The sequence below is a fragment of the Microbacterium sp. B19 genome, assembly GCF_000333395.1.
GTDB lineage: Bacteria > Actinomycetota > Actinomycetes > Actinomycetales > Microbacteriaceae > Microbacterium.
In genome coordinates this window covers 1-22,222 of sequence record NZ_BADA01000461.1, presented here as the reverse complement: position 1 = coordinate 22,222, position 22,222 = coordinate 1, and the positions used below count along the sequence as shown (strand labels likewise).

At 71.2% G+C, this 22,222-nt stretch carries 14 protein-coding genes; 6 read left to right on the top strand and 8 right to left on the bottom strand.

Translation table 11 applies throughout. The annotated features are described in order from the left end of the window. Positions 1-32: 32 nt before the first annotated feature. From I5G_RS16130 to I5G_RS16100, 7 genes are all read right to left on the bottom strand, one after another. On the bottom strand, positions 33-782 hold the full coding sequence (locus I5G_RS16130) for an arylmalonate decarboxylase (protein WP_022879982.1): 750 nt from the start codon (positions 780-782) through the stop codon (positions 33-35). Positions 783-811: 29 nt separating this feature from the next. After that, a complete protein-coding gene (locus I5G_RS16125) occupies positions 812-1,834 on the bottom strand; it encodes a zinc-binding dehydrogenase (RefSeq protein ID WP_022879981.1) in 1,023 nt (340 codons plus the stop codon). Continuing rightward, positions 1,831-3,333 (bottom strand): aldehyde dehydrogenase, encoded by a 1,503-nt coding sequence (locus I5G_RS23015; protein WP_022879980.1) that lies wholly within the window; start codon positions 3,331-3,333, stop codon positions 1,831-1,833. Before I5G_RS23015 ends, I5G_RS16125 begins: the two co-directional genes overlap by 4 nt. Beyond that, on the bottom strand, positions 3,330-4,154 hold the full coding sequence (locus I5G_RS16115) for an IclR family transcriptional regulator (RefSeq protein WP_022879979.1): 825 nt from the start codon (positions 4,152-4,154) through the stop codon (positions 3,330-3,332). The genes I5G_RS23015 and I5G_RS16115 overlap by 4 nt, the downstream gene beginning before the upstream one ends. Further along, on the bottom strand, positions 4,151-5,695 hold the full coding sequence (locus tag I5G_RS23010; RefSeq protein ID WP_022879978.1) for a sugar ABC transporter ATP-binding protein: 1,545 nt from the start codon (positions 5,693-5,695) through the stop codon (positions 4,151-4,153). The genes I5G_RS16115 and I5G_RS23010 overlap by 4 nt, the downstream gene beginning before the upstream one ends. Continuing rightward, positions 5,692-6,696 (bottom strand): ABC transporter permease, encoded by a 1,005-nt coding sequence (locus I5G_RS16105; RefSeq protein WP_022879977.1) that lies wholly within the window; start codon positions 6,694-6,696, stop codon positions 5,692-5,694. Before I5G_RS16105 ends, I5G_RS23010 begins: the two co-directional genes overlap by 4 nt. A gap of 76 nt (positions 6,697-6,772) precedes the next feature. Continuing rightward, positions 6,773-7,816, bottom strand: a complete 1,044-nt coding sequence (locus tag I5G_RS16100) for a substrate-binding domain-containing protein (RefSeq protein WP_022879976.1) — start codon at positions 7,814-7,816, stop codon at positions 6,773-6,775. Between the two features lie 347 nt (positions 7,817-8,163). Between I5G_RS16100 and I5G_RS16095 the strand changes: the two genes are divergently transcribed. From I5G_RS16095 to I5G_RS16085, 3 genes are read left to right on the top strand one after another with little or no spacing between them, the layout of a single operon-like run. Then, positions 8,164-8,697 (top strand): 2Fe-2S iron-sulfur cluster-binding protein, encoded by a 534-nt coding sequence (locus I5G_RS16095; protein ID WP_022879975.1) that lies wholly within the window; start codon positions 8,164-8,166, stop codon positions 8,695-8,697. Further along, on the top strand, positions 8,694-9,695 hold the full coding sequence (locus I5G_RS16090; protein ID WP_022879974.1) for a xanthine dehydrogenase family protein subunit M: 1,002 nt from the start codon (positions 8,694-8,696) through the stop codon (positions 9,693-9,695). Before I5G_RS16095 ends, I5G_RS16090 begins: the two co-directional genes overlap by 4 nt. Next, positions 9,692-11,779: a xanthine dehydrogenase family protein molybdopterin-binding subunit gene (locus I5G_RS16085; protein ID WP_022879973.1), complete on the top strand. Its 2,088-nt coding sequence runs from the start codon at positions 9,692-9,694 to the stop codon at positions 11,777-11,779. The genes I5G_RS16090 and I5G_RS16085 overlap by 4 nt, the downstream gene beginning before the upstream one ends. 108 nt (positions 11,780-11,887) lie before the next feature. Here the strand turns inward: I5G_RS16085 and I5G_RS26000 are convergent, their stop codons facing one another. Then, positions 11,888-12,373, bottom strand: a complete 486-nt coding sequence (locus I5G_RS26000; RefSeq protein WP_187288863.1) for a hypothetical protein — start codon at positions 12,371-12,373, stop codon at positions 11,888-11,890. Positions 12,374-12,383: 10 nt separating this feature from the next. Between I5G_RS26000 and I5G_RS16075 the strand changes: the two genes are divergently transcribed. The 3 genes from I5G_RS16075 to I5G_RS16065 all read left to right on the top strand — a co-directional run. After that, positions 12,384-20,474, top strand: a complete 8,091-nt coding sequence (locus I5G_RS16075) for a carboxypeptidase regulatory-like domain-containing protein (protein ID WP_022879971.1) — start codon at positions 12,384-12,386, stop codon at positions 20,472-20,474. Between the two features lie 54 nt (positions 20,475-20,528). Then, positions 20,529-21,230 (top strand): HAD hydrolase-like protein, encoded by a 702-nt coding sequence (locus I5G_RS16070; protein ID WP_022879970.1) that lies wholly within the window; start codon positions 20,529-20,531, stop codon positions 21,228-21,230. Next, positions 21,223-22,222: hypothetical protein (locus I5G_RS16065; protein ID WP_022879969.1), on the top strand; the 1,000-nt coding region annotated here is incomplete at its 3' end. The genes I5G_RS16070 and I5G_RS16065, both read left to right, overlap by 8 nt.

The window sequence follows — 22,222 nt, the reverse complement described above, 5'->3', positions numbered from 1 at the left end:
GCTCGTGCGGCCCGGATCGTCCGGGGCGCGGGTCAGAAGTTGCGGAGGAGGGATCCCGCGGCACCCCAGGTGTCGGTGAATCCCGCGGAGCGCAGGGTGTGCCAGATGGTGGCGGCGTTGATCGCGATGACGGGCTTGCCGAGCCAGTGCTCGGCCTGGTCGGCGAGCCGGACCATCGACAGGTTCGTCCCGACCTGCACGATGGCCTCGACGTCGGGCGAGTCGATCTCCTTGAGTGTGCGGATGACGGTCTCCTCGGACACCTCCGCGATGGCGGTCGCGCTCGGGACGCGCAACCCGGTCACGTTGAGCACGTCGAAGCCGGCCTCGGTGAAGTAGCGGTTGACGTTGACGTCGGCGACCGGCTGATACGGCGAGAAGACCGCGATGCGCCTGACGTCGAATGCTTCGAGCGCGGCACGGCAGGAGGAGGCACCGGTCGTGACCTGCAGCCCGCCGACCATCTCCTCGACGCGGCGGATGAAGGAGGCGTTGCCCTCGACACCGCCCCAGAAGGTCTCGGCGGACATCCCCATCATCATGAGGTCGGGCTTGCAGGTCATGACGTCGCGCAGCGCGACCTTCATGGACGCGCGGATCTGCTCGATGAGATTCACGAAGGTGGTGTCGTCGTCCATCGCCGGGTCGTCGATGTACATGCGGCCGGTGTGGAAGGTGACGCCGTGCGGCGCGAGCAGGGCGGTGTCGTGCTCGACGACCGTGTTGGTCGAGGGGACGATGACGCCGACCTTCGCTCGATAGCCGGTGATGTCTGTGGTCATGGGGGGTGTCTTCCTGTCGGGAGGCGGGATCAGGATGCGAGGAGCACGGCCCGCATCACGTGCTGCTCGGAGTCGGTGACGGCCGCGAAAGCGTCCGCGGCGTCGGCGAGATCGAACCGGTGCGTGATGGTGGCCGCGGGGGCGACGGAACCGTCGGCGACGAGCTGGACCGCCCGCGCGTACTGCCCCGTGCCGGCGCGCACGCCGAGCACCGTGAGCTCGTGCAGCAGGATCTCGGCGCTGCTGAAACCGGTCGGCGCGCGCCCCACGAGGGCGACGACCGAACCGGGCGCGGCGAGCATCCGCGCGGTCTCCACCCCGGCGGCCGCCGCCGAGGTCTCGACGACCAGAACCGGGCCGGAGTCGCCCGGGGAGCCGGCATCCATCTCCGCCGGATCGACCACGCGGAGACCGAGGCTCTGCGCGATCTCCCGGCGATGCGGCTGCGGTTCGTACACCGTGGTGTCCCACGAGAAGGCCTCGAGGGTCTGCGCCAGCAGCACGCCGAGGGGCCCGCCCCCGATCACGTGGGCGCGACGTCCGGGCGGCGAGAACGACCCGATGCGCTCGAGCAGGTGGAGGGCGACCGTGATCGGTTCGAGGACCGTCGCGGCGTCGTCGGCCACGACGTCCGGCACGGGCACGAGGCGGTCGGCCGCCACGACCAGGTGGTCCGCCATGACGCCCGGAACGCCCATCCCGAGGTAACCGCCGTTGCGGCAGATCTGCGGCGACCCCGCCCGGCACGCCGCGCACTCCCCGCACGCGAGGGTCGGGTCGATGACGACCCGGTCCCCCACCGCCAGGATCGACGGGGTGTCGGGCCCGACCTCGACCACGGTGGCGATCGCGTCGTGTCCCAGCGTCGCCGGGTAGGAGTCCGTGCGGCCGAGGTACCCGTGCACGTCCGTGCCGCAGATCCCCACGGCCCGGATGCGCACGTGCACCTCTCCCGCTCGCGGCTCCGGCACGGGGAGGACGTCGACCTCCAGTGTCCGGGCCGCGCGGAGCCGGACCGTGCGTCCCCCGATGCGCGGTGTCGGAACGGTCACGACGCGGGGACCGGGTAGGCGTTCCCCGCGGCCTCGCCGGTGCGGACCGCCGCGGGGTAGTTGATCGAGTGGGTCTGGAGGTACTCCCCGACGCCGAGCTCGCCGAACTCGCGGCCGTGGCCGCTGAGTCCGCGGCCCCCGAAGGGAGCGCGGAGCGACGTGCCGGCGCGATTGGCGCAGTTGAGGAACGTGAAGCCGACATCCAGGCGTCGGGCGATGGCCTCGGCGTGGGCGGGATCGGTCGACCATACCGACGATGCGAGCGACTGGTCGACCGCGTTGGCCCGGCGGACCACCTCGTCCTCGTCGTCGTACACGAGCACGGGGACCACCGGCCCGAACTGCTCGTCGGCGACGAGGGGGTGCTCGTCGGTCAGCCCCGTCACGAGGGTCGGACGGACCCAGTACCCGTCGGCCGCGTCCGGCTCGACGTCCCAGCGACCGAGCTCGTACCGGATGCCACCGGCGGCCTCGGCCGACTCGATCAGGCCCCGCAGGCGCTCCTGGTGATCGCGGCTCACGACCGGACCCATCGTGACGCCCGGTTCGAGCGGATCGCCCACGCGCAGCACGGACTCCGCGGCGGCGCGGAAGCCGGCGACGAACTCGTCGTGCCGCTCGCGCGGCACGAAGATCCGCTTGATCGCCATGCACACCTGTCCGCTCGTGAGGAAGGCGCCGAACACCGCGCGCGTGTACATCGCCTCGGTGTACTCGGCGTCCCGCAGGAAGATCGCGGCGTCGTTCCCGCCGAGCTCCATCACCGTCGGCGTCACGCGCCGGGCGGCGGACGCGGCGATCGCCTGGGCGGTGGGCAGTCCCCCGGTGAATGTGATCTTCGCGACGCGCGGGTCGGAGACGAGCGTCTCCCCGACGTCCGCTCCGCCGTTGACCACGTTGAGGACCCCGGCGGGCAGTTCGGCGGCCACCGCGGACAGGAAGTCCGTCACGGCCAGCGGTGCCAGCGGCGACGGCTTGAGCACCATCGTGTTCCCCGTCATGAGCGCCGGAACGACCTTGAGGGCGGCCAGGATGACCGGGGCGTTCCACGGCGTGATGGCCGCGATGACGCCGAACGGCTCTTTGACGATCACCAGGCGACCCTCGGCGTCCTCGACGACGACGTCGGCACTGATCCGCTCCGCGACGGGCGCGGCGAAGTCGGCGAACGCGGCCGCGAAGCCCAGCTCGCCGAGCGCGTCCGGCGCGACCTTGCCGAGCTCCCGGGCCAGCAGACGCGAACGCGCGGGGTTGTCGGCCGAAGCCTGCGCGATCGCGTCGCGCACCCGGCGGACGCGCTCGGCGACCGGTCGTGCCGCCCACGCCGGGAAGGCGGCGTGCGCCGCGTCGATGGCGATCGTCGTGAGCCGGGCGTCGCCGGCCGCGACCGCACCGACGACCTCCCCCGGACGCGCGGGGTTCTCGCGCTCGATGACCGTCGTCCCCTCGTGGGGCTCGCCCGCGATCCACAGCGGGAGCGCATGTGCCGTCGTCGTCATGCGTTCGTCCCCTCGCCGACCGTGGCGTTGATCTCGGTCGCGGCCGCCCGGACCGCCTCGATGATGTGGGCGCGCTTGTCGTCGTCGAGGCGGTAGAGCGGACCGGCGACCGCGAGCGCGGCGACGACCGAGCGATTGACGCGGATGGCCGCGGCGGTCCCCCAGATGCCGTCCTCGATCTGACCGAAGCTCTCGGTCCAGCCGGCGGCCGCGATGTCGGCGAGCTCGGCATCCGTCGGCAGCTTCGGGTCCTCCTCGAAGGCCCAGATCGACTTGTAGTACTCGGCCCGCTCCTTGGGGGTCAGGGCCGACAGCAGGACGCGCGCGCCGGCGCCCTGGTGGAGGGACATGAGCACGCCCTTCTCGAAGCGCAACCGCACGGGGCGCCGCGACTCCTCGATGTCGACCGCGACGACCGCCTGCCCGAGACGTCGCACCAGGAGAGAGGTCTCGCCGGTCTCCCGGGCCAACCGCTCGAGCACCGGGCGCACGACCTCGGCGAGCCCCGCGGACCCGGCGCGCGCCGCGGCGGCGAGGCCGACCGCGCGCAGCGACACCCGGTAGCCGCCGAACTCGGCCTCCTCCAGGAGCCCGAAGTCCTTGAGCTGACCGACGTAGCGGTACGCGGAGCTGACCGGGACGTCGAGGTAGCCGGCGATCTCCTGCACGGACTGCGTGTGGTTCTCCTCGGTAAAGGAGAGGAGTACGGCGAGGACCCGCCGCGAGCTCTCCGAGCCCGACGTGCCGGTGGTGCGCGCGCGCACCTCACCGGGGTTCGCGGCCATCGCCGCGGTGAACGTGCTGCTGGTCTGTCTGGTCACGAGGTTCCTCCACGGGGGTCCGGATGTCCTGCGGTCGTCTGCGCCGTCGCTCCACTCGTCATCGCGGCGAGGAGCGCCGGCTCGCTGATGGCGTCGCCCGAGATCTCCGCGACGGCAAGCCCGCGATCGAGGACGATCACGCGGTCCGCGAGCTCGCAGATCTCCGGCACGTCGGTCGACACGACGAGCACGGTCACGCCCGTCGCGGCGAGCTCGCGCACGCGCTGATGGATCTCGGCCCGGGCGCCGACGTCGACCCCGGCGGTCGGGTCGTGCAGCAGCAGCACCCGCGCGTCGGCCGCCATCCACCGGGCGAAGATCGCCTTCTGCTGGTTGCCGCCCGAGAGGGTCGACAACGCCGCGGAGATCGGCGCGGCCAGGCGCACGCGCGCGGCGAGCGCCGTCACGGTGTCGGTCTCTCGCGCGCGGTTCGGCACCCCCGCGACGGCGAGGCCGCGCAGGCTCGACACGGAGATGTTGGATCGGATGTCATGACTCGGCAGGGCCGCGAGGCCCCGGTCCCCGGGGACGTACGCGACACCCGCGCGGGCGGCCTGCAGTCGGTCGCCCGAACGCAGTGGCATCCCGTCGACCGTGACCGCTCCGCCGCCCCGCGGGTCGATGCCGCCGACGAACCAGAGCACCTCGTCGGCGCCTGAACCGGCGAGGCCCGAGAGGCCGAGGATCTCGCCGCGGTGGGCGGAGAACGACAGATTCTCGAGCGGTCCCCCGCGCAGGTCCTCGACGACGAGAGCGGTCTCTCGCGTGCTTCCGGAATCGGCGAGGCGGTCGGCGGGCGCGTCCACGCGGTGCGAGATCTGGTCGACGGGCGTGACCAGCTGCACGAGCGCGGATCGGCTGATCTCCTCCTTCGCCAGGTCGGCGACGACGCGCGCGTCCCGCACCCCCGTGACCGAATCCGCGACGGCCTCGATGTCGTCGAAGCGGTGCGAGACGTAGAGGACGCTGACTCCCTTCGCGGAGAGGCTCCTCACCATGTCGAGGATCGCGGCGGCCTCCTGCGGGGCGAGGGCCGCGGTCGGCTCGTCCAGGATGATGAGTCGCGCATCCGTGACCAGGGCGCGCGCCACCATCACCAGTCGGCGTTCCACCGAGGTCAGCGAGTGGATCGGTGCCGTGGCCTCGATCGGCGCGCCGAGTCGCTCCAGGGCCCGCTCCGCGACGGCGCGCGAGCGCGACTCCGAGACCACGCCGAATCGCCGGGGTTCGCGGCCCAGGACGATGTTCCCGGCGACGCTGAGGTGCGGCGCGAGCTGCATCTCCTGGGGCACCAGCGCGATGCCCGCTTCGAGCGCGTCGTCCGGGCCCTTGAACTGCGCGGCGGTGCCGTCGATGAGGATCTCGCCGCCGTCCGGAGCATGGATGCCGGCGAGCATCTGCATCAGCGTCGACTTCCCGGCCCCGTTCGGGCCGACGACACCGCGCACCTCGCCCGCGCCGAGCGCGACCGCGGCGTCGCCGATCGCCGTCACCCCGCCGAACGTCTTGGTGAGTCCGACGGTCCGCAGCCACGCCGTCATCGCGTCCCCCGGCGGCGGTTCAGCGCCAGGATGGCGATCAGCAGGATGAGACCCTGCAGCAGCTGGCCGAGCCAGCTCGGCTGATTGAGCATCGTGACGCCCGTGCTCACTACGGCGAGGAAGAGGGCGCCGAGGACGGCCCCGCCCACGTTGAAGCGCCAGCCGCGTCCGAGCGAGAGGCTGAGGTAGGCCGCGGCGAAGGCCGGCAGGAGCAGGCTGCTGCCCGGGTCGGGGTAGTACTGACCCGCCTGCGAGGTGAGGAGCACGCCGCTGATGCCGGCGCACGCGCCGACCAGGGTGAAGCTCAGGACCTGGATGCCTTTGACGTTGACGCCCGCGATCCGCGCGGCGACGGGGTTGTCACCGATGGCGGAGGCGTGTCGTCCGAAGACGGTGAAGCGCAGCAGGGCACCGATGGCGACGAGAAGGACGGCGACGACGACGATGTCGATCGGCAGCGTTCCGATGGTGGCGCCGGTGATGAGCGTGTACTCCGGCGCGATGCCGGAGAAGATCGTCTGGCTCGAGATCGCGAGCATGACGCCCTGGATCGTCGCCCCCGTCGCGAGCGTGCCGATGAACGAGGGAAGCCGCGTGTAGGCGACCAGGATGCCGTTGACCGCGCCGAGCACCGCGCCGAAGACGATGCCGAGAAGCGTGGCGACGATCCAGTTCGCCTGCCACAGCACCATCGACTGGACGGCGAGGGCTCCCGCGGCGCCGGCCACGAAGCCGAAGGAGAGGTCGAACTCGCGCAGCGCCAGGACCACGCAGAGCCCGCCGACCACCACCAGCAGCGGCAGGTTCTGCTGCACGATCGCGATGAAGTTGGCCGGCGTGGGGAAGACCGCGGGCTTCAGGATCGAGAACAGCGCGATCGCGAGGACGAACACGGCCGGGAGCGTCCATCGCTCGAGACCGGCCGCCGTGAGGCGGCGGCGCGGCGTCGGTGCCGTCTCGGCGACGGTCGCCCGTCGCTCGGGTGTCGCTTGGGTCGTCACGGGGGCCCCTTTCGGCGCGGGTCGGTTCGGTATGGCGGGGAGGGCCGCCCGCCGCGAGAGCGGGCGGCCCGAGGGATCAGATCCCGTACTTGCTCTTCCACTTGTCGAGGAAAGGCTTGGCGAAGTCGTCCTGCGGGTAGACGTCGGTCCCCTCCGCGGGAGCGTTCGACTTGTCGACGATCGTGTAGTTGTAGGCGTACTCGGCCGGCGTGGTCTTGGGGATGTCCGTGCCGTTGACCCAGTGGTCGAGGAGCGCGTCGATCGCGACGAAACCGGACTTGGCGCCGTCCGACGTGACGAGGGTCACCCCGCCCTGGCGGACGAAGCTCAGGGCACCCGGGATCGCACCGAAACCGTAGATCGGCACGTTCCGTCCGGTCTGCTTGAGCGCCGGCACGGTGCTCTGCACGCCGATGTCGAGCGCGGTGAACAGCGCCGCGAGGTCCGGGTTGGCGTTGAGGACGTCGACCGCGGCCGAGGTCGTGCCGCCGAAGATGTCGGTGACCGGCACATCGATGCGCTGCAGCGGCGTGAAGCCGAGGCCCGGGCCGTCCTCGTTCAGCGTGTCGACCTCGGCGTCGATCCCGAAGTAGCCGGCGACCGCCAGCGGCGCGACGGACCCTCCCTTCGGGAGGTCCTTCGCCATCTGCTGGAGCAGCATCGTCGTCTGCTCGCCCTGGTCGGGGTAGTACATGCCGGCGAAGTCGTCGCTCGGGACGCCCGCGTAGCCGACGGCGATGACCGGGATCCCCGCGGCAGCGGCGGCTTTCAACTGCGGCGCGATGAGGCCGGTCGCGACGTAGTTCGTGAGGATCGCGTCCACGTGCTGCGTGATGAGCGACTGCATCGTGGATGCCATCTTCTGCGGGTCTCCCGCGGAGTCGGTCACCACGGTGGTCCATCCGACGGTGTCGGCGGCCTGCTGGATGGCGGCGAGCGTCTGCTTCTCCCCGTCGCCGTCGCCCTGCGACTGCCACACGCCGATCGTCTTCTGCGGGATGCCGCTCGCGGCGGCGGAGGAGGAGGTGCTCGCGGATCCGCTGCAGCCGCTCATCACGAGGGCGGCGGCCACGACGAGCGACGCGAGTGCGCCGCCGCGAGTGAAGGGGCCGAGTTTCATCAGTTCTCCATCTGTCGTTGGGAGGTTCGGGTCTCTCACCTGGAGAGAATGGGTCTGTCGCTTGACGAGAACTATAGGGAGCGGACCGCTCGCGCCAAGTTACGTTTTCCGACACCGCGCGTGAGAATCGCCGCCACGTCCGCGGCGGGCCGCCGCGCGTCGAGAACGGGCCCGATCCCCGTAAAATCACGGTTTCTCGTGTGTTTCGGCGTCGAACGCCGCCGCTGAGAACGCCTCCGTCGGCCGCATTTCTGCGCGGATTTCCCCGTCGCGCGCTGAGAAGGCCGCTATCGAGGGCTGAGAAGGCGCCGTTCCCCCCTGGTCGCCGCTCGTGCATACTGCATCGCATGATCCCCGAGGCCACGCACACGTCGCACATCGTCGTGACGATCAACGGACGCCCCGAGTCGGTCGAGGTCGACAACCGGATGTCCCTGCTCGACCTCCTTCGCGAGCGCCTCGATCTCATCGGCAGCAAGAAGGGCTGCGACCACGGACAGTGCGGAGCGTGCACGCTCCTCATCGACGGACGACGCGAACTCGGATGCCTCACGCTCGCCGTCGCGGCCGAGGGTCGGGACGTCACGACGGTCGAGGGGCTCGCCGACGCGGGCGACCTGCATCCCGTCCAGCGCGCGTTCATCGAGCGCGACGCCTTCCAGTGCGGCTACTGCACGCCCGGTCAGATCTGCTCGGCCGTCGGTGTGCTCGACGAAGCGGCGAAGGGATGGCCCAGCCGCGTGACCGCCGATGTCGCCGCTCCGACCGGTCCCGCGGGCGCCGAACTCGACGCGGCGGAGGTCCGGGAGCGCATGAGCGGGAACCTGTGCCGCTGCGCGGCCTACTCGAACATCGTCGCCGCCGTCCTGGACGCCCGATGAAGTCCTTCGCGTACGACCGGCCCGCCGACGCCGCGTCGGCTCTCGCGCTCCTCGACGCCCACCCCGACGCGCGCCTGCTCGGAGGGGGAACGAACCTCGTCGACCTGATGCGGCTCGGCGTCGAGCACCCGTCCCGTCTCGTCGACGTCAGCCGCCTCGACTTCGGCGGCATCTCGGTCGACGCCGACGGAGGAGTGCGGATCGGCGCGAGCGTGCGCAACAGCGACCTCGCCGGTGACATGACGGTCCGCTCGCGTCATCCGCTCGTCGCGGAAGCGGTCCTGGCCGGGGCGTCCGGACAGCTGCGCAACATGGCCACGGTCGCCGGCAACCTCCTCCAGCGGACGCGCTGCGTCTTCTTCGCCGACGTCTCGACGCCGTGCAACAAGCGGGATCCCGGCTCCGGCTGTTCCGCGCGCGGTTCGGGGGCGGCGCGCGAACTCGCGGTGCTCGGCGCATCGACCTCGTGCCTCGCAACGTTCCCGGGCGATCTCGCGGTGGCGCTCGTCGCCCTCGACGCGACGGTGGAGTTCGAGACCGCAGGGGGCTCGGCATCCATCCCCGTGGACGAGCTCTACCGTCTTCCCGGGGACCGCCCCGACCGGGACACGACGCTCCCGCCCGGTGCGCTCATCACCTCGATCACGATCCCCGCCGCACCCGCCGGGATGTCGACGTCGTACCGGAAGGCGCGCGATCGCCAGTCGTTCGCCTTCGGGCTGGTGACGGTGGCCGCCGGCCTCCGCCTCGAGGACGGGATCGTGAGCGACGTCCGGATCGCCCTCGGTGCCGTGTCGCACCGTCCCTGGCGAGCGCGCGTGATCGAGCACCGTCTGCTCGGTGTCCCGTTGGACCCCGACACCCTCGACGACGCGATCGCCGCGGAGCTGTCGGCCGCGGAGCCCGAGCCCGAGAACGCGTTCAAGCTCGAGCTCGCGCACCGGTTGATCTCCGGTGTGCTCCGCGACCTCGCGCAGCGTCAGGGGGAGGAGGCGTGAGCGCCGTCGGACGTGACGTCGCCCGCGTCGAGAGCCGCGTGAAGGTGACCGGCGCCGCCCGCTACTCCTACGAGCACACGCCGTCCGACGTCCTCTACGCCTGGATCGTCACCTCGACGATCGCCCGCGGACGCGTCGTGTCGATCGATTCCGCCGCCGTCGCGGCGATGCCCGGGGTGGCGTTCGTCATGACGGCCGAGAACGCGCCCCGCCTGCACGACGCCGGTGACGCCGAGGTGCTGGTCCTCCAGTCCTCCCGGGTGTCGTACCGCGGCCAGGTCGTCGCGGTCGTTCTGGCCGACACCCCGGAGACGGCGCGCGAGGCCGCGGAGCGCCTGCCCGTCGTCTACGAGGAGGAGCAGGCCGACGTCCGCCTGACCCGCACGCATCCGCGCCTCTACGCGCCGGAGTACACCAACGCGATGTTCGCCACCGACAGCGTCATCGGCGACGTCGACGCCGCCCTGGCGTCCGCCGCCGTCACGATCGACGCGACGTACTCGACGCCCGCCGCCTTCAACAACCCGATGGAGCCGCACGCCACGGTGGCCCGCTGGAACGACGACGGGCTGGACCTCCTCGACTCCACCCAGGGCACCAACTGGGCGCAGGCCACCATCGCCACGCTGTTCGACCTCCCACCCGAGCGGGTCCGCATCCGGTCCGAGCACGTCGGCGGCGGGTTCGGCTCGAAGGGCCCGACGCGCCCGGGCGCGGTCCTCGCCGCGATGGCCTCCCTCCTCGTCGGTCGGCCGGTCAAGATCGCGTACACCCGTCAGATGATGTTCGGCCTCGCCGGCTACCGATCGCCCACGATCTCGCGCGTGCGGCTGGGGGCGGATCCCGACGGCACCCTCACCGCCGTGGGCCACGACGCGATCGGCCAGGTGTCCGGCATCCAGGAGTTCGTCGAGCAGACCGCCGTCCCCACGCGGCACATGTACGCCGCCTCGCACCGGCGGACGACGCACCGCGTCGTCGCCCTCGACGTGCCGACCCCCTCCTACATGCGCGGGCCCGGCGAGACCCCCGGCCTGTACGCGCTCGAGTCAGCCATGGACGAACTCGCGTTCGCGCTCGACATCGACCCGGTCGAACTGCGCGTCCGGAACGAGCCCGCGGTCGACCCGGAGAGCGGCGAGCGCTTCAGCAGCCGACACCTCGTGGAGTGCCTGCGGCGCGGGGCCGAGCGGTTCGGCTGGGCCGCGCGCGACCGGCGCCCCGGACGCCGGCGGGAGGGGCGGTGGATGGTCGGCACGGGCGTCGCGTCCTCGCTGTACCCCGCCGACGTGGTGCCCAGCACCGCCCGGATCACCGCACTTCCGAACGGGCGCTTCGAGCTCGCCATCAACGCGACCGAGATCGGGACGGGCGGACGGACCGTCATCGTGCAGCTCGCCGCGGACGCTCTCGGCGTCGAACTCCACCGCATCGACGTGCGAATCGGCGACACGCGGCTGCCCCCCGCGGCGGTGTCCGGGGCGTCCTGGGGAACCGCCTCGTGGGGGTGGGCCGTGATCCGGGCGGGCGAGGAGCTCGCGCGCCGCCTGGCCTCGCGACCGACGATGCCCCCCGAGGGCATCTCGGTCACCGTCGACACCGCCGAGGAGGTCGTGGCGATGGAGCCGATGGCCCGGTTCTCGTTCGGTGCGCAGTTCGTCGAGGCCCGCGTCGACCTCGACTCGGGCGAGGTCGTGGTGCCGCGCATGCTCGGCGTCTTCGCGGCGGGCCGCATCCTGAACCCGCGGACCGCCCGCGCCCAACTCGTCGGCGGGATGACGATGGGACTGTCGATGGCGCTCCACGAGGACGCGGAGGTCGACCCCGGCACGGGGCGCTACCTCGCGCGGGATTTCGCGAGCTACCACATCGCGGCGCACGCCGACGCCCCCGACGTCGAGGTCGAGTGGATCGACGAGCACGACCCGCACCTCTCACCGATCGGCGGGAAGGGCATCGGCGAGATCGGGATGGTGGGGACCGCGGCCGCCGTCGCCAACGCCGTTCACCACGCGACCGGCGTGCGCGTCCGCGACCTGCCGATCCACCCGGACCGGCTGCTCCGCGACCTGCCCCGGCGCTGACGTCCCTCGTGCTCCGCGAGAGCCTTCGGCAGCCTCGGGGGTGCGGTGGCGGCATGGCGGGGGGAATATTCTCCTTGCCCGCCGTTTCCCGCGTGCGATAGAACGTAGTCAGCGGGAGAAGATTCCGCGGTGAACCGCGGGCCGCTCGACCCGCGCTGACGGCCCTGCGGCCGCCCTGGGGGGGGAAATGCGCACGTCTGCGCGATCGATGCTGCACGCCTGGACGACCACGTTGGTCGGTCTCTCACTCGTCGGGTCCGTCCTGATCGCGCCCGCTGCGTACGGCGCGACACCGACGCCCACGCCGCCCGTGTCGACGTCGGCCGCGACACCGACACCGGCCCGGTCGGCCGCCCCGACGCCGACACGCACGTCCACGGCCACACCCAGCCCGGCTGCCACGCCCACATCGTCGACCAGCCCCCGCCCGGCGGCGACGCCTACCCCGACGGCGACACCGAAGCCGACGGCGACACCGACCTCCACGCCTACCCCGACGGCGACACCAAAGCCAACGGCCACACCGAAGCCGACGGCCACACCGACGGCCACGCCGAAACCGACACCCACCGCCCTACCGACGACCGGCTCCATCTCGGGCGCGGTGACGCTCCCCGCCGGCCGGTCTCTCACTGCCGGGCTGGTCACCGCCACGGTCTACGCCTCCGGCGGCTCGATCGCCGCCGCCGTCCCGGTGGCGGCCGACGGCACGTATCGCGCCGCGGGGCTCGACGCCGACGTCTACACCGTGAAGTTCTCCGCGTCGCCCGAGGCCAACCTCCTACCGCAATGGTGGGATGCCAAGACCTCGTCCTCCTGGGCGACCCCGATCACCCTCGTCGGCGCGCAACAGGTCTCGGGCATCAACGCCTCCCTTCAGGCAGGAGCCTCGCTCAGCGGACGGGTTCAGATACCCTCCGGGGCGACCGAAAAGGCCGTCCAGGTGGCGGCTTACAGCACGAGCGATGAGTCCGTCGCCGTCGGCGCGAGCAGCATCGACGTCACCGGCCGCTACGTCATCCGCGGCCTGCCGGCCGGCTCGTACCTGGTGCGCTTCAGCCCGTGGGACAGCTCCCTGCTCCCCCAGTGGTGGAAGGACGCGGCCGTCATCGGGTCGGCGACATCCGTCACGCTCGCGCGGGGGGAGGCCCGCGACGGCATCGACGCGACCATCCGCACGGGCGCGACGGTCTCCGGCCGAATCTCCGCACCCGCCGGCACCGACCTCGCGAGTGTGAGCGTGTCGGTGTACGACGTCGCGCGCCCCGAAGTCGCCGTCACCTCCACCACCGCCCGGTCGGACGGCACGTTCTCGATCGCCGGCCTGCCGACAGGGGCGTACAAGCTGCTGTTCGGCGGGGCCGCGGGGATCGTTCCCGAATGGTGGCGGGATGCACCCGACTTCGCCTCTGCGACGGCGCTGAATCTGGTGGCCGGCAGCACCGCGAAGGACGTGAACCCGACGTTGAGCGCCCTCGGGTCGATTTCCGGCTCCGTGACCGCTCCGGCCGGCGTGGACCTCTCCACCGGAGGCGTCACGATCCTGGCCTTCCGGACCTCGGATCCCACCACGGCCGTCGCCCGCACGACGATTCGCCGAGATGGGACGTACACCCTCGCCGGCCTCGCGGCCGACAGCTACCGCGTGTCCTTCTCTCCGGGCGCGCTCCCTCTCGTGTCGGAGTGGTGGAACGACAGTCCGGACTTCGATTCGGCGACCACGATCACCCTGTCCGCCGGCCAACGGGTCACCGGCATCGACGCGGCTCTTGCCTCGATGGCCGGCATCGTCGGGCGCGTGACCCTGCCTTCCGGAGTCGACATCCGATCCGGCCAGATCGCCGTGCGCGCGTTCTCGACGTCTGACCGCACGTCAGCGGTTGCGCAGACGACCGTCGCGCCCGACGGATCGTACGCGCTGTCCGGTCTGCGTGCCGGATCGTACGCGATCTCCTTCACACCGAAAGACCTGCCGGTTCTCGCGGAGTGGTGGAACGACAAGCCCGACTTCGACACCGCCACACCGGTCGTCGTCCGCACCGGACAGACCGTGAAAGACGTCAACGTCGTCCTCGCCCGCAGCGCGACGATCTCCGGCACCGTCACCCTCCCCGCCGGCGTGTCCGCGACGGCCGGCAACGTCACGATCCGCGCCTGGTCGTCTGCGGCCGTGATCGCCGCGACGGCCGTTGCCGGCCCCGACGGTCGCTACACGATCACCGGGCTCCCGCCCGGGACATATCGGGTCGACTTCGATCCCGGAACCCTCCCCGCGGTAGCTCAATGGTGGAATGCGGCGACGACCTACGACACGGCCACCGCGGTCACGGTGAAGACGGGACAATCTCGCGACGGGGTGAACGCGGTGCTCCGACCCCTGGCATCCATCTCCGGAAAGGTGACGGTGCCCGCGGGGGTGACGCCGACTCCCGGCGATCTCACGGTCACCGTGGTCGGTGCGGATGGGTACCCCCTCACGCGCGCGGTGGATGTCGCGTCCGACGGGACCTACACCGTCACCGGCCTGCCCACGGCGCGCTACAAGATCCGGTTCTCGGCGCGCACATCGCCTCTCCTCGAGCAGTGGTGGGACAACAAGCCCGACGCGGACTCCGCGATCCCCCTCGCCCTGGCCGCCGGGGAAGCCCGGACCGGAGTGGATGCCACGATGTCCAGGGCCGGTTCGATCTCGGGCAAGGTGAGTCTCCCGACGGGAGTGGCGCTCTCGTCCGGGGCCGTGGAGGTCTCCGCGTTCGCCGCCGGGGGAACGGATGCGGCCGCGAGCTCCTTCGCGGCAGCGGACGGAACATACTCGATCACCGGCCTCCGCGCGGGTACCTACACGGTTCTCTTCCACGCCCACGATCTCCCCGTCGTCGACCAGTGGTGGAAGAAGGCCGCGGACAGAGCGTCGGCGACGTCCGTGACGGTGACCGCGGGTCAGGCCCGTACGCAAGTCGACGCAGCGCTCACCGCGGGAGCCTCCATCCGAGGGCGCGTGAGCCTGCCGTCCGGCATCGACCTCTCGTCGGGATCCGCGACCGCGGAAGTGTTCAACTCCTCGGCGCCGGGATCGCTCGTCGCGTCGGCGCCGGTGGCCTCGGACGGCACCTTCCAGGTGATCGGTCTCGCCGGCGGCTCGTACAAGATCCACATCGCGGTCAGCGGTATCCCCGTCGCAGACCGGTGGTGGAACGACAAGCCCGACTTCGCCTCCGCGACCGAGCTCGTCCTCACTCCCGGTCAGGCCTCCGGCCCGCTTGCCATCCCACTGGCGCCCCTCGCCTCCATCTCGGGCAAGGTGGCGCTGCCGTCGGGTGCCTCGGTGGATCCCACCACTCTGAGAGTCGAGCTGTACTCGACCTTCTCGTCGGACCGCGTCCTCGCCTCCGCGGCGGTGCGTCGCGACGGCACCTACTCCCTCACGGGACTGGCAGCTGGAACCTACAAGGTGAAGTTCGCCACCTTCAACGCCCCCCTCCTCGAGCAGTGGTGGAAGGGGCGAGCCGACTTCTCCACGGCGACCCTGCTGACGATCAAGACCGGTGAGGCCCGGACCGGCATCGACGCGACGTTGTCGTCCGGAGCGTCCATCGCGGGGACCGTCTCCTTCCCGGATGGCTCCTCGACCGTCGTGACGAGCCCACGAGTGGAGGTCTATTCGATCGGTGACGCGCACACCGTGGTCAAGGATGCCTCGGTGGCGGCGAGTGGTTCCTACGTCGTCGCCGGACTCGCACCCGGGACGTACCGCGTTCGCTTCACCGGCAGCCATGGCGTCGACGAATGGTGGAAAGGTGCGGCGACGGCGGATGCCGCCCAGGCGATCCCGCTGACCGCGGGGCAGGCGAAGACGGGCGTCGACGGAACCCTGCGCGCGGAGCCGCCGCGGACGTCGGGCGTCGTGGGTCGAGTCGCCTTGCCTGACGGCGTCACCCTGGACCGCGGCCACATCACGGTCTGGGTCTTCGATACGACGAAAGCTCTCATCGCGAGCGGGAATGTCCGCGCCGACGGCACGTACTCCATCCTGGACCTTCCCGCCGGGACGTACACGATCGAATTCGACAGCTCGAACCTCCCCGTCGCCGAGCGGTGGTGGTGGGAGAGCGCGAGCACCGCCGAGTCGGCGCGCGCTCTCACGCTGGCCGTGGGGCAGGTGCGCACCGGCATCAACACGACCCCGCCGCGCGGCGCCCGGATTTCCGGAACAGTCACCCTTCCCACGGGAGTATCGCTCGCCGCGGCACCCGTCACGGTTTATGTCGAGTCGTCCACTGTCAAGTACACATCGGTGGCCAGCACCCAAGTACTCGCCGACGGTTCGTACCAGCTCCATGACGTTCCGCCCGGCTCGTACAAGCTGGAGTTCCATTCCGGATCGACCCGCACGGTCACGCAATGGTGGAACGCTCGACCGAATTGGGATACGGCCGACGTCCTGACGGTGACGGCGGGACAGGTGCTGACCGGCATCGACGCGAAGCTGGCCAAGTCCGCGTCGGTTTCGGGTCGGGTCACCTTGCCCGCTGGCATCCGACTCTCCGACGGCACGGTCGAGGTGCAGGCGCTTTCGACGTCACCGTCCGACACCGAGCTGCACACGACGGTCGTCCAGAGCGACGGTTCGTACCTGCTCGCCGGGCTGCCCGCCGGCTCGTACCGAATCTCCTTCACCCCGCGCGATCTCCCGGTGCTTCCGCAATGGTGGGACCACGCCACGGACTACGGCTCCGCGGCGATCGTGACCCTCACCGCGGGGCAGGTCAAGACCGGCGTCGACGCCGCACTCGCCTCGGGCGGCATCGTGTCGGGCCGGGTATCCGCTCCCGCCGATCTCGCTTCCGCGCTGTCCGGAACCATGGTGGAACTGCGTCCCACCTCCGGCTCCTTGGACGGCAACTGGATGACGACCGTGCGCGCGGATGGCACGTACACGATCAGCGGTGTCACGCCGGGGACCTACAACGTCTCGTTCGTTCCCCAGAACCGCGCTCTTCTGCCCGAGTTCTGGAAGGACGCGCGCACCGTGCAGTCGGCGACCCCGATCACCGTGACGGGCGGAGGAGTCCTCACGGGCATCGACGCCTCGCTCGAGCCCGCAGCCACGATCTCCGGAAAGGTCACGCTTCCCCCCGGTGTGAATCCCGGGTGGCGTTCGCTCGAAGTGAAGGTGGTACCCGCGACGTCCGAATGGGACAGCGCCACATACGGCACCGTGGCCTCGGACGGCACCTACTCGGTGGGAGGTCTCGTTCCGGGCTCCTACAAAGTCAAGTTCCAGACATACGACATCGACGCGGTGAGCGAATGGTGGAACGACAAGCCCGATTTCGCCTCGGCCACGGCGATCACCGTCCAGGCGCGAGAGAACAAGAAGAACATCGATGCCACGCTCGCGCGTTCGGCCAGCATCTCCGGCACCGTCTCGTTGCCGTCCGGAGTGACGTTGGGTCAAGGGCGCGTGCAGGTCTCCGCCTACGCCCCGGGGAATTCCTGGCAGACCCTCGCGAACGCCTACGTGGCGGGCGATGGCTCGTACACGCTCACCGGCCTTCCGGCCGGCACTTACGTCGTCAAGTTCACGCCCAACGGGTTGCCGGTCACCTCGGAGTGGTGGGACGACAAGGCCGACATCTCCACCGCGACACGAATCGTTCTGGCATCCGGGCAGAAGAAGACGGGAGTGGATGCCGCTCTCTCCTCGTCGCCCACGATCTCGGGGAAGGTGACTCTGCCGAAGGGTGTGAGCCTGTCCCAGGGCTCGGTGTCGGTGGAGGCCTATGCCGCGGCTGAGTCGTGGAGCGTGAAGGCGACCGCCCAGGTCTCCGAGGACGGGTCATACACACTGAGCGATCTCGCGCCCGGCTCGTACAAGATCAAGTTCTCGTCCTCTTGGCTGCCGGTCGTCAGCCAATGGTGGAACGCGCAACCGGACTTCGCTTCGGCGACGACCGTGGCCCTCGGCGCGGGCGGGCGCGTCACGGGCATCGATGCCACTCTGACACTCGCCGCATCCATCTCGGGCACCATCACCCTTCCCTCGACAGCGACCACGGGCAGCCTCACCGTTTCGGCCGTCTCGGACACCGACCGATGGAAGACGGTTGCCTCGACCACCGTGTCCGGAAACGGTTCGTACACCCTGACGGGTTTGCCGGCCGGCAGCTACCGGGTGCAGTTCAGTACCTACAGCCTCCCGGTGCTCGACGAGTGGTGGGATGACGCCGCATCCTTCGACGACGCGCGAACCATCACGCTGACGGCAGGACAGAAGCGCACCGGGGTGAACGCCTCTCTGGCCGCCGCGGGGTCGATCTCCGGCACCGTCTCGGGCCCGGGGGGCGTACCAGCGGCGGGGGTGTCGATCGTGGCGTACATCCGAACCGCGGACGGCAGCTGGACGTGGAGGGACCAGACCTCGACGAATGATCGCGGCACCTTCACCATCTCGCGCCTTGCGCCCGGCTCATACACCCTGCAGGCCGACCCCCCTTCCGGTTCGCTCCTCGCCGAGTACTTCTCGGACAAGCCCTCTCTCGCGACGGCCGACGTCATCACCGTCGATTCGGGATCCCGGCGAGAAGTCACGGCGAACATGACACTCGCCTCGGGGACGAAGGTGTCGGGCAAGGCGACGTATGCCGACGGATCCCCGGTGTCGTCCTCGGCCGTCCACCTCTACTCGCGTTCGGGGGCGACCCTCGGATGGACCCAGACCGATGCGAACGGGGCGTATTCCTTCCCCGGCGTCGCGCCGGGTGAGGTCACCACCGCCGTCGACGCAGCAGGGGGACGGGTCTTCTCGGGCTCGGCGGCCGCGCTGGCCGCAGCCACGTTCGTCACCGTGGCCGCCAAACCCGTCACGCTGGATCTCCGCGTGGCAGGGGTCACCGTCTCCGGAACCGTCGCCGTCTCCGGACGGACGACACCGGCGACCGGAGGCACGGTCCGAGTGGCGTCGCCTCTCGGCGGGTACTCTCCGAGCGTCAGGGTTGCCTCCGACGGCCGATTCAGCGTCCGCGGCGTCATGCCGGGGTCCTACACCCTGTCCTTCCAGCCGTCGGAGGACAGCGACCTCGCCCCCGCGTGGTCCGACGCCGCGTCGAATTTCGCCGATGCCGTCGCGTTCACCGTCGGCGCGACGCCGGTGATCAAGAACATCACGACGTCCGTCGCCGGAGCGATCACGGGAACCCTCCCCACGCCCCCGGGCGAGTCGTACGTTTCGCTCGAGCTCCTGCAGATGATCGGCGGGGAGGCCAGGTCGGTGGACTACACCTACGGCGCGGCCGGCTCGGCGTTCCGCTTCGGCGCCCTGGCTCCCGGACAGTACACCGTGTCCGCGGGCCCGATCTTCCTCGGTGGGGCCGTCACGCCGGAGTCGGCGAGGTGGGTCACCGTGGCCGGTTCTGCGACGGATGTCGGAACACCGGATGTGACGCCGAAGGTCGCCGCCGGCACGGTCTCGGTGACCGTGCTCGGCCAAGGCCCGGCCTCCACCACGGTGGCCCTCATCGATGCGGCCGGCAGGACGTTCTCTCCCTCCGTCACCTCCTCGTCGTCCTCGCCGTCCTCCCTCTCCGCGACGTTCTATGTCCCGACCGGCACCTACCGGGCGTTCGCCGGGTCGAGGGCCGCTGGAGGGGTCGACACGTGGTTCGGCGGCTCGTCGGCGACGACCGCGACCAAGATCTCCGTGAAACAGGGTCGCACCACACCGGTCTCCTTCACGATGGCCACCGGAGACGGTTCCGTGTCCGGCTCTCTCACCGATGCGAAGACCGGGACGCCCGTAGCGGGCGCCGTGGTCCGGCTCGTTCCCCTCGACCGCTCCGCCGCGTTCGGCGAGGACGCGAGCCGCTCGCTGGGTGAGATACGGGTCTCGAGCGCCAAGAACGGCTCGTTCTCGCTTCCCTCCAGCGTTGTCGCCGGCAAGTCGTACCGGATCGACGTGGCCACGGGGGGTCCCTCGGACAATGCGCTCGTGTCGCAGACGTTCACCGCCGTCGCGGGGTCACAGGTCAAGAAGATCGCCGTCCCCGCGCCGGGAACCGTCACGGGAACAGTCGTGGACGCGAGGAGCGGACAGCCCGTGAGCGGCGAGATGGTGCTGCTCTGGCGGGACGGCGACACCGCCGCGATGAGGGGCGCGTCCACGGACGAGACCGGCGCCTACAGCTTCACCGGGCTTCCAACAGGCTCGTACCGCGTCCAGTTCCACGGTGAAGTAGACGGCGGGATCACCTCGTACGCTCCGGGATGGGCGCCCTCCGCGCTGACTCGGGAGTCCGCTCCCTCGTTCGTGGTCAGCGCCGGCGGCACCACAACCATCCCGACACGGAAGCTCGATCGTGCCGGCGTGCTCACCGGACGCCTTTCCCTTGCGGTGTCGAGCACCACGACGCGGTGGGCGTCGGGATACGTCGAGGCAAGGGACGCAAAGGGAGCCGTGGTCGCGTCGACGTACGCGGACGCGTGGGACTCCGGCGGATTCTCGCTCGAGGTGCCGGCGGGCACCTTCACGGTGTGCTCTCGGCTGTTGAGCGCTCGGCCGACGGACGCGGGAACATGCCGGTCCGGCGTCGCCGTGACCGCCGGAGCGGTCGTGGCCGGCGTCGATCTGACCTCGAAGCCTGCGCAGGTCACGGCGGGCGCGGCCGCCACGGCCTCCCGGATGCGAGCGGCCGCATGATCGAGCGCGCCACCGACACGGACGGAGCTCCCTCACCCCGGTAGCGTGGAGCCCATGCCCGTGCGCTCCCCCTGGTCGTGCGTCCTCTGGGACGTCGACGGAACCCTCGTCGATGCATCCGAGGGCATCCTCCGCCGTCTCACTGTCACCCTCGAGCACTTCGGGCGCAGGCCGCCCCTCCGCGGCGAACTGTCGCACTGGATCGGGCCGCCGATGTTCGAGTCGTTCCAGGTCAACGTCGGCATGACACCCGACGAGGCGACCGAGGCCGTCACGTTCTACCGCGCGCTCAACAAGAACGAGGGCTACACCGGCAGCGCACAGCTGTACCCGGGTGTCGCGGACATCGTGCGCGACCTGCACGCCGCCGGCGTGCCGCAGTCGACCGCGAGCTCGAAGCCCGAGGTGCAGGTCGTGGCGCTCATGGACCACTTCGGTCTCGCCCCCGACCTCGAGGCGATCGTCGGTGCGAGCCCCGATGAGCGCACGCTGAGCGCGAAGTCCGACATCGTCCGCGAGGCGCTGCGGCGCCTGGAGGTCCGGGGTTACGACACCTCGCGCCCCGTCCTCATCGGCGATCGTCACCACGACGTCGAGGGCGGAGCGGATGCCGATGTGCCGGTGATCTTCGTCCGCTGGGGCTTCAGCTGGCCGCACGAGGCCGACGGCGCCCAAGCGGCGGTCGACACCGCCGACGAACTGCGCGCGCTGCTACTGGTGTCCGACGAGGACCCCGGCCCCGCCGACGGTGTCTGATTTCTCCTGGGCGCTGCCCGCGTCGATCGCCCTCCTGGCGGCACTGGTCATCGCCGGAGTCGTGACGCTCGTCGTGCGCGCGCGCCGGAGGTCGCCCCGCGCCGCCGCCGCGGCAGCCGACGCCCGATCGGCCGCCGAAGCCGCGCTCGCGCGGCTCGACGATGCGGTGAACGACCTCGATGTCGCGTTCGAGGCGGCCGTTGCCGACGAGGCCCCCGCAGACCTCCGCCGCGGGCTGGCCGCCGCGCTGCGCGGGCGCGACCGCGGTTTCGAGGAGGTCGCGGCCCTGGCGACCTCGACGCGGATCCCGGCGCAGCGGCGGACCGACGCCGTGCGTCTGCGGGACGATCTCGAGCGCCGTCGCACCGCGGTCGAGCAGACCCGCGAACGCCTCTCCGACTGGAGCCGCGCGCACGGGAGCATCGCGTCTCGCATCGCCGCCGTCCGCGCCCGGCGCGAAGAGATCGCCCGGACCTCGGGAGACCCCGCACGACTCGTCGCCGAGGCCCGACCCCGGTTCGACGCGGAGGAGTGGACGGATGCCGACCGCGCCGAGCGCGGGGCACGGGCCGCGCTGGCGCGGGCCGATGCGGCGCTGAAGGCGCCGGACGCGGACCCGTTCGAGGCCTCCCTCGCGCTCCGGCGGGCGGATCGGCTGTTCCGGGCCGTGGAGGACGCGCACCGCTTCGTCCTGCAGGCGGCGGAGAACGCCACCGCGGAGGTCTCGGCCGCGGAGGCCGAGATCGCGTCGGCCCTCGAGCTCGCCGAGGCCCGTTCTGGCGAGGTCGCCCCTGACGCGGTCGAACGGCTTCGCGTCGCAGCCGCCGACCTCCGGGCCGCGTCGGTGCGGCGCCCGAGCGCGGCGATCGAGGTCGTGGCCCGCGTGCGCGAAGTCCGCGACGAGGTCCTCGGCGAGGCGCCGAGCGCGCGCCAACGGCTCGAGGCCGCCCGCGCCGCCCTCCCCGGCACCCTCGCGTGCGCGCGGCGCCGGC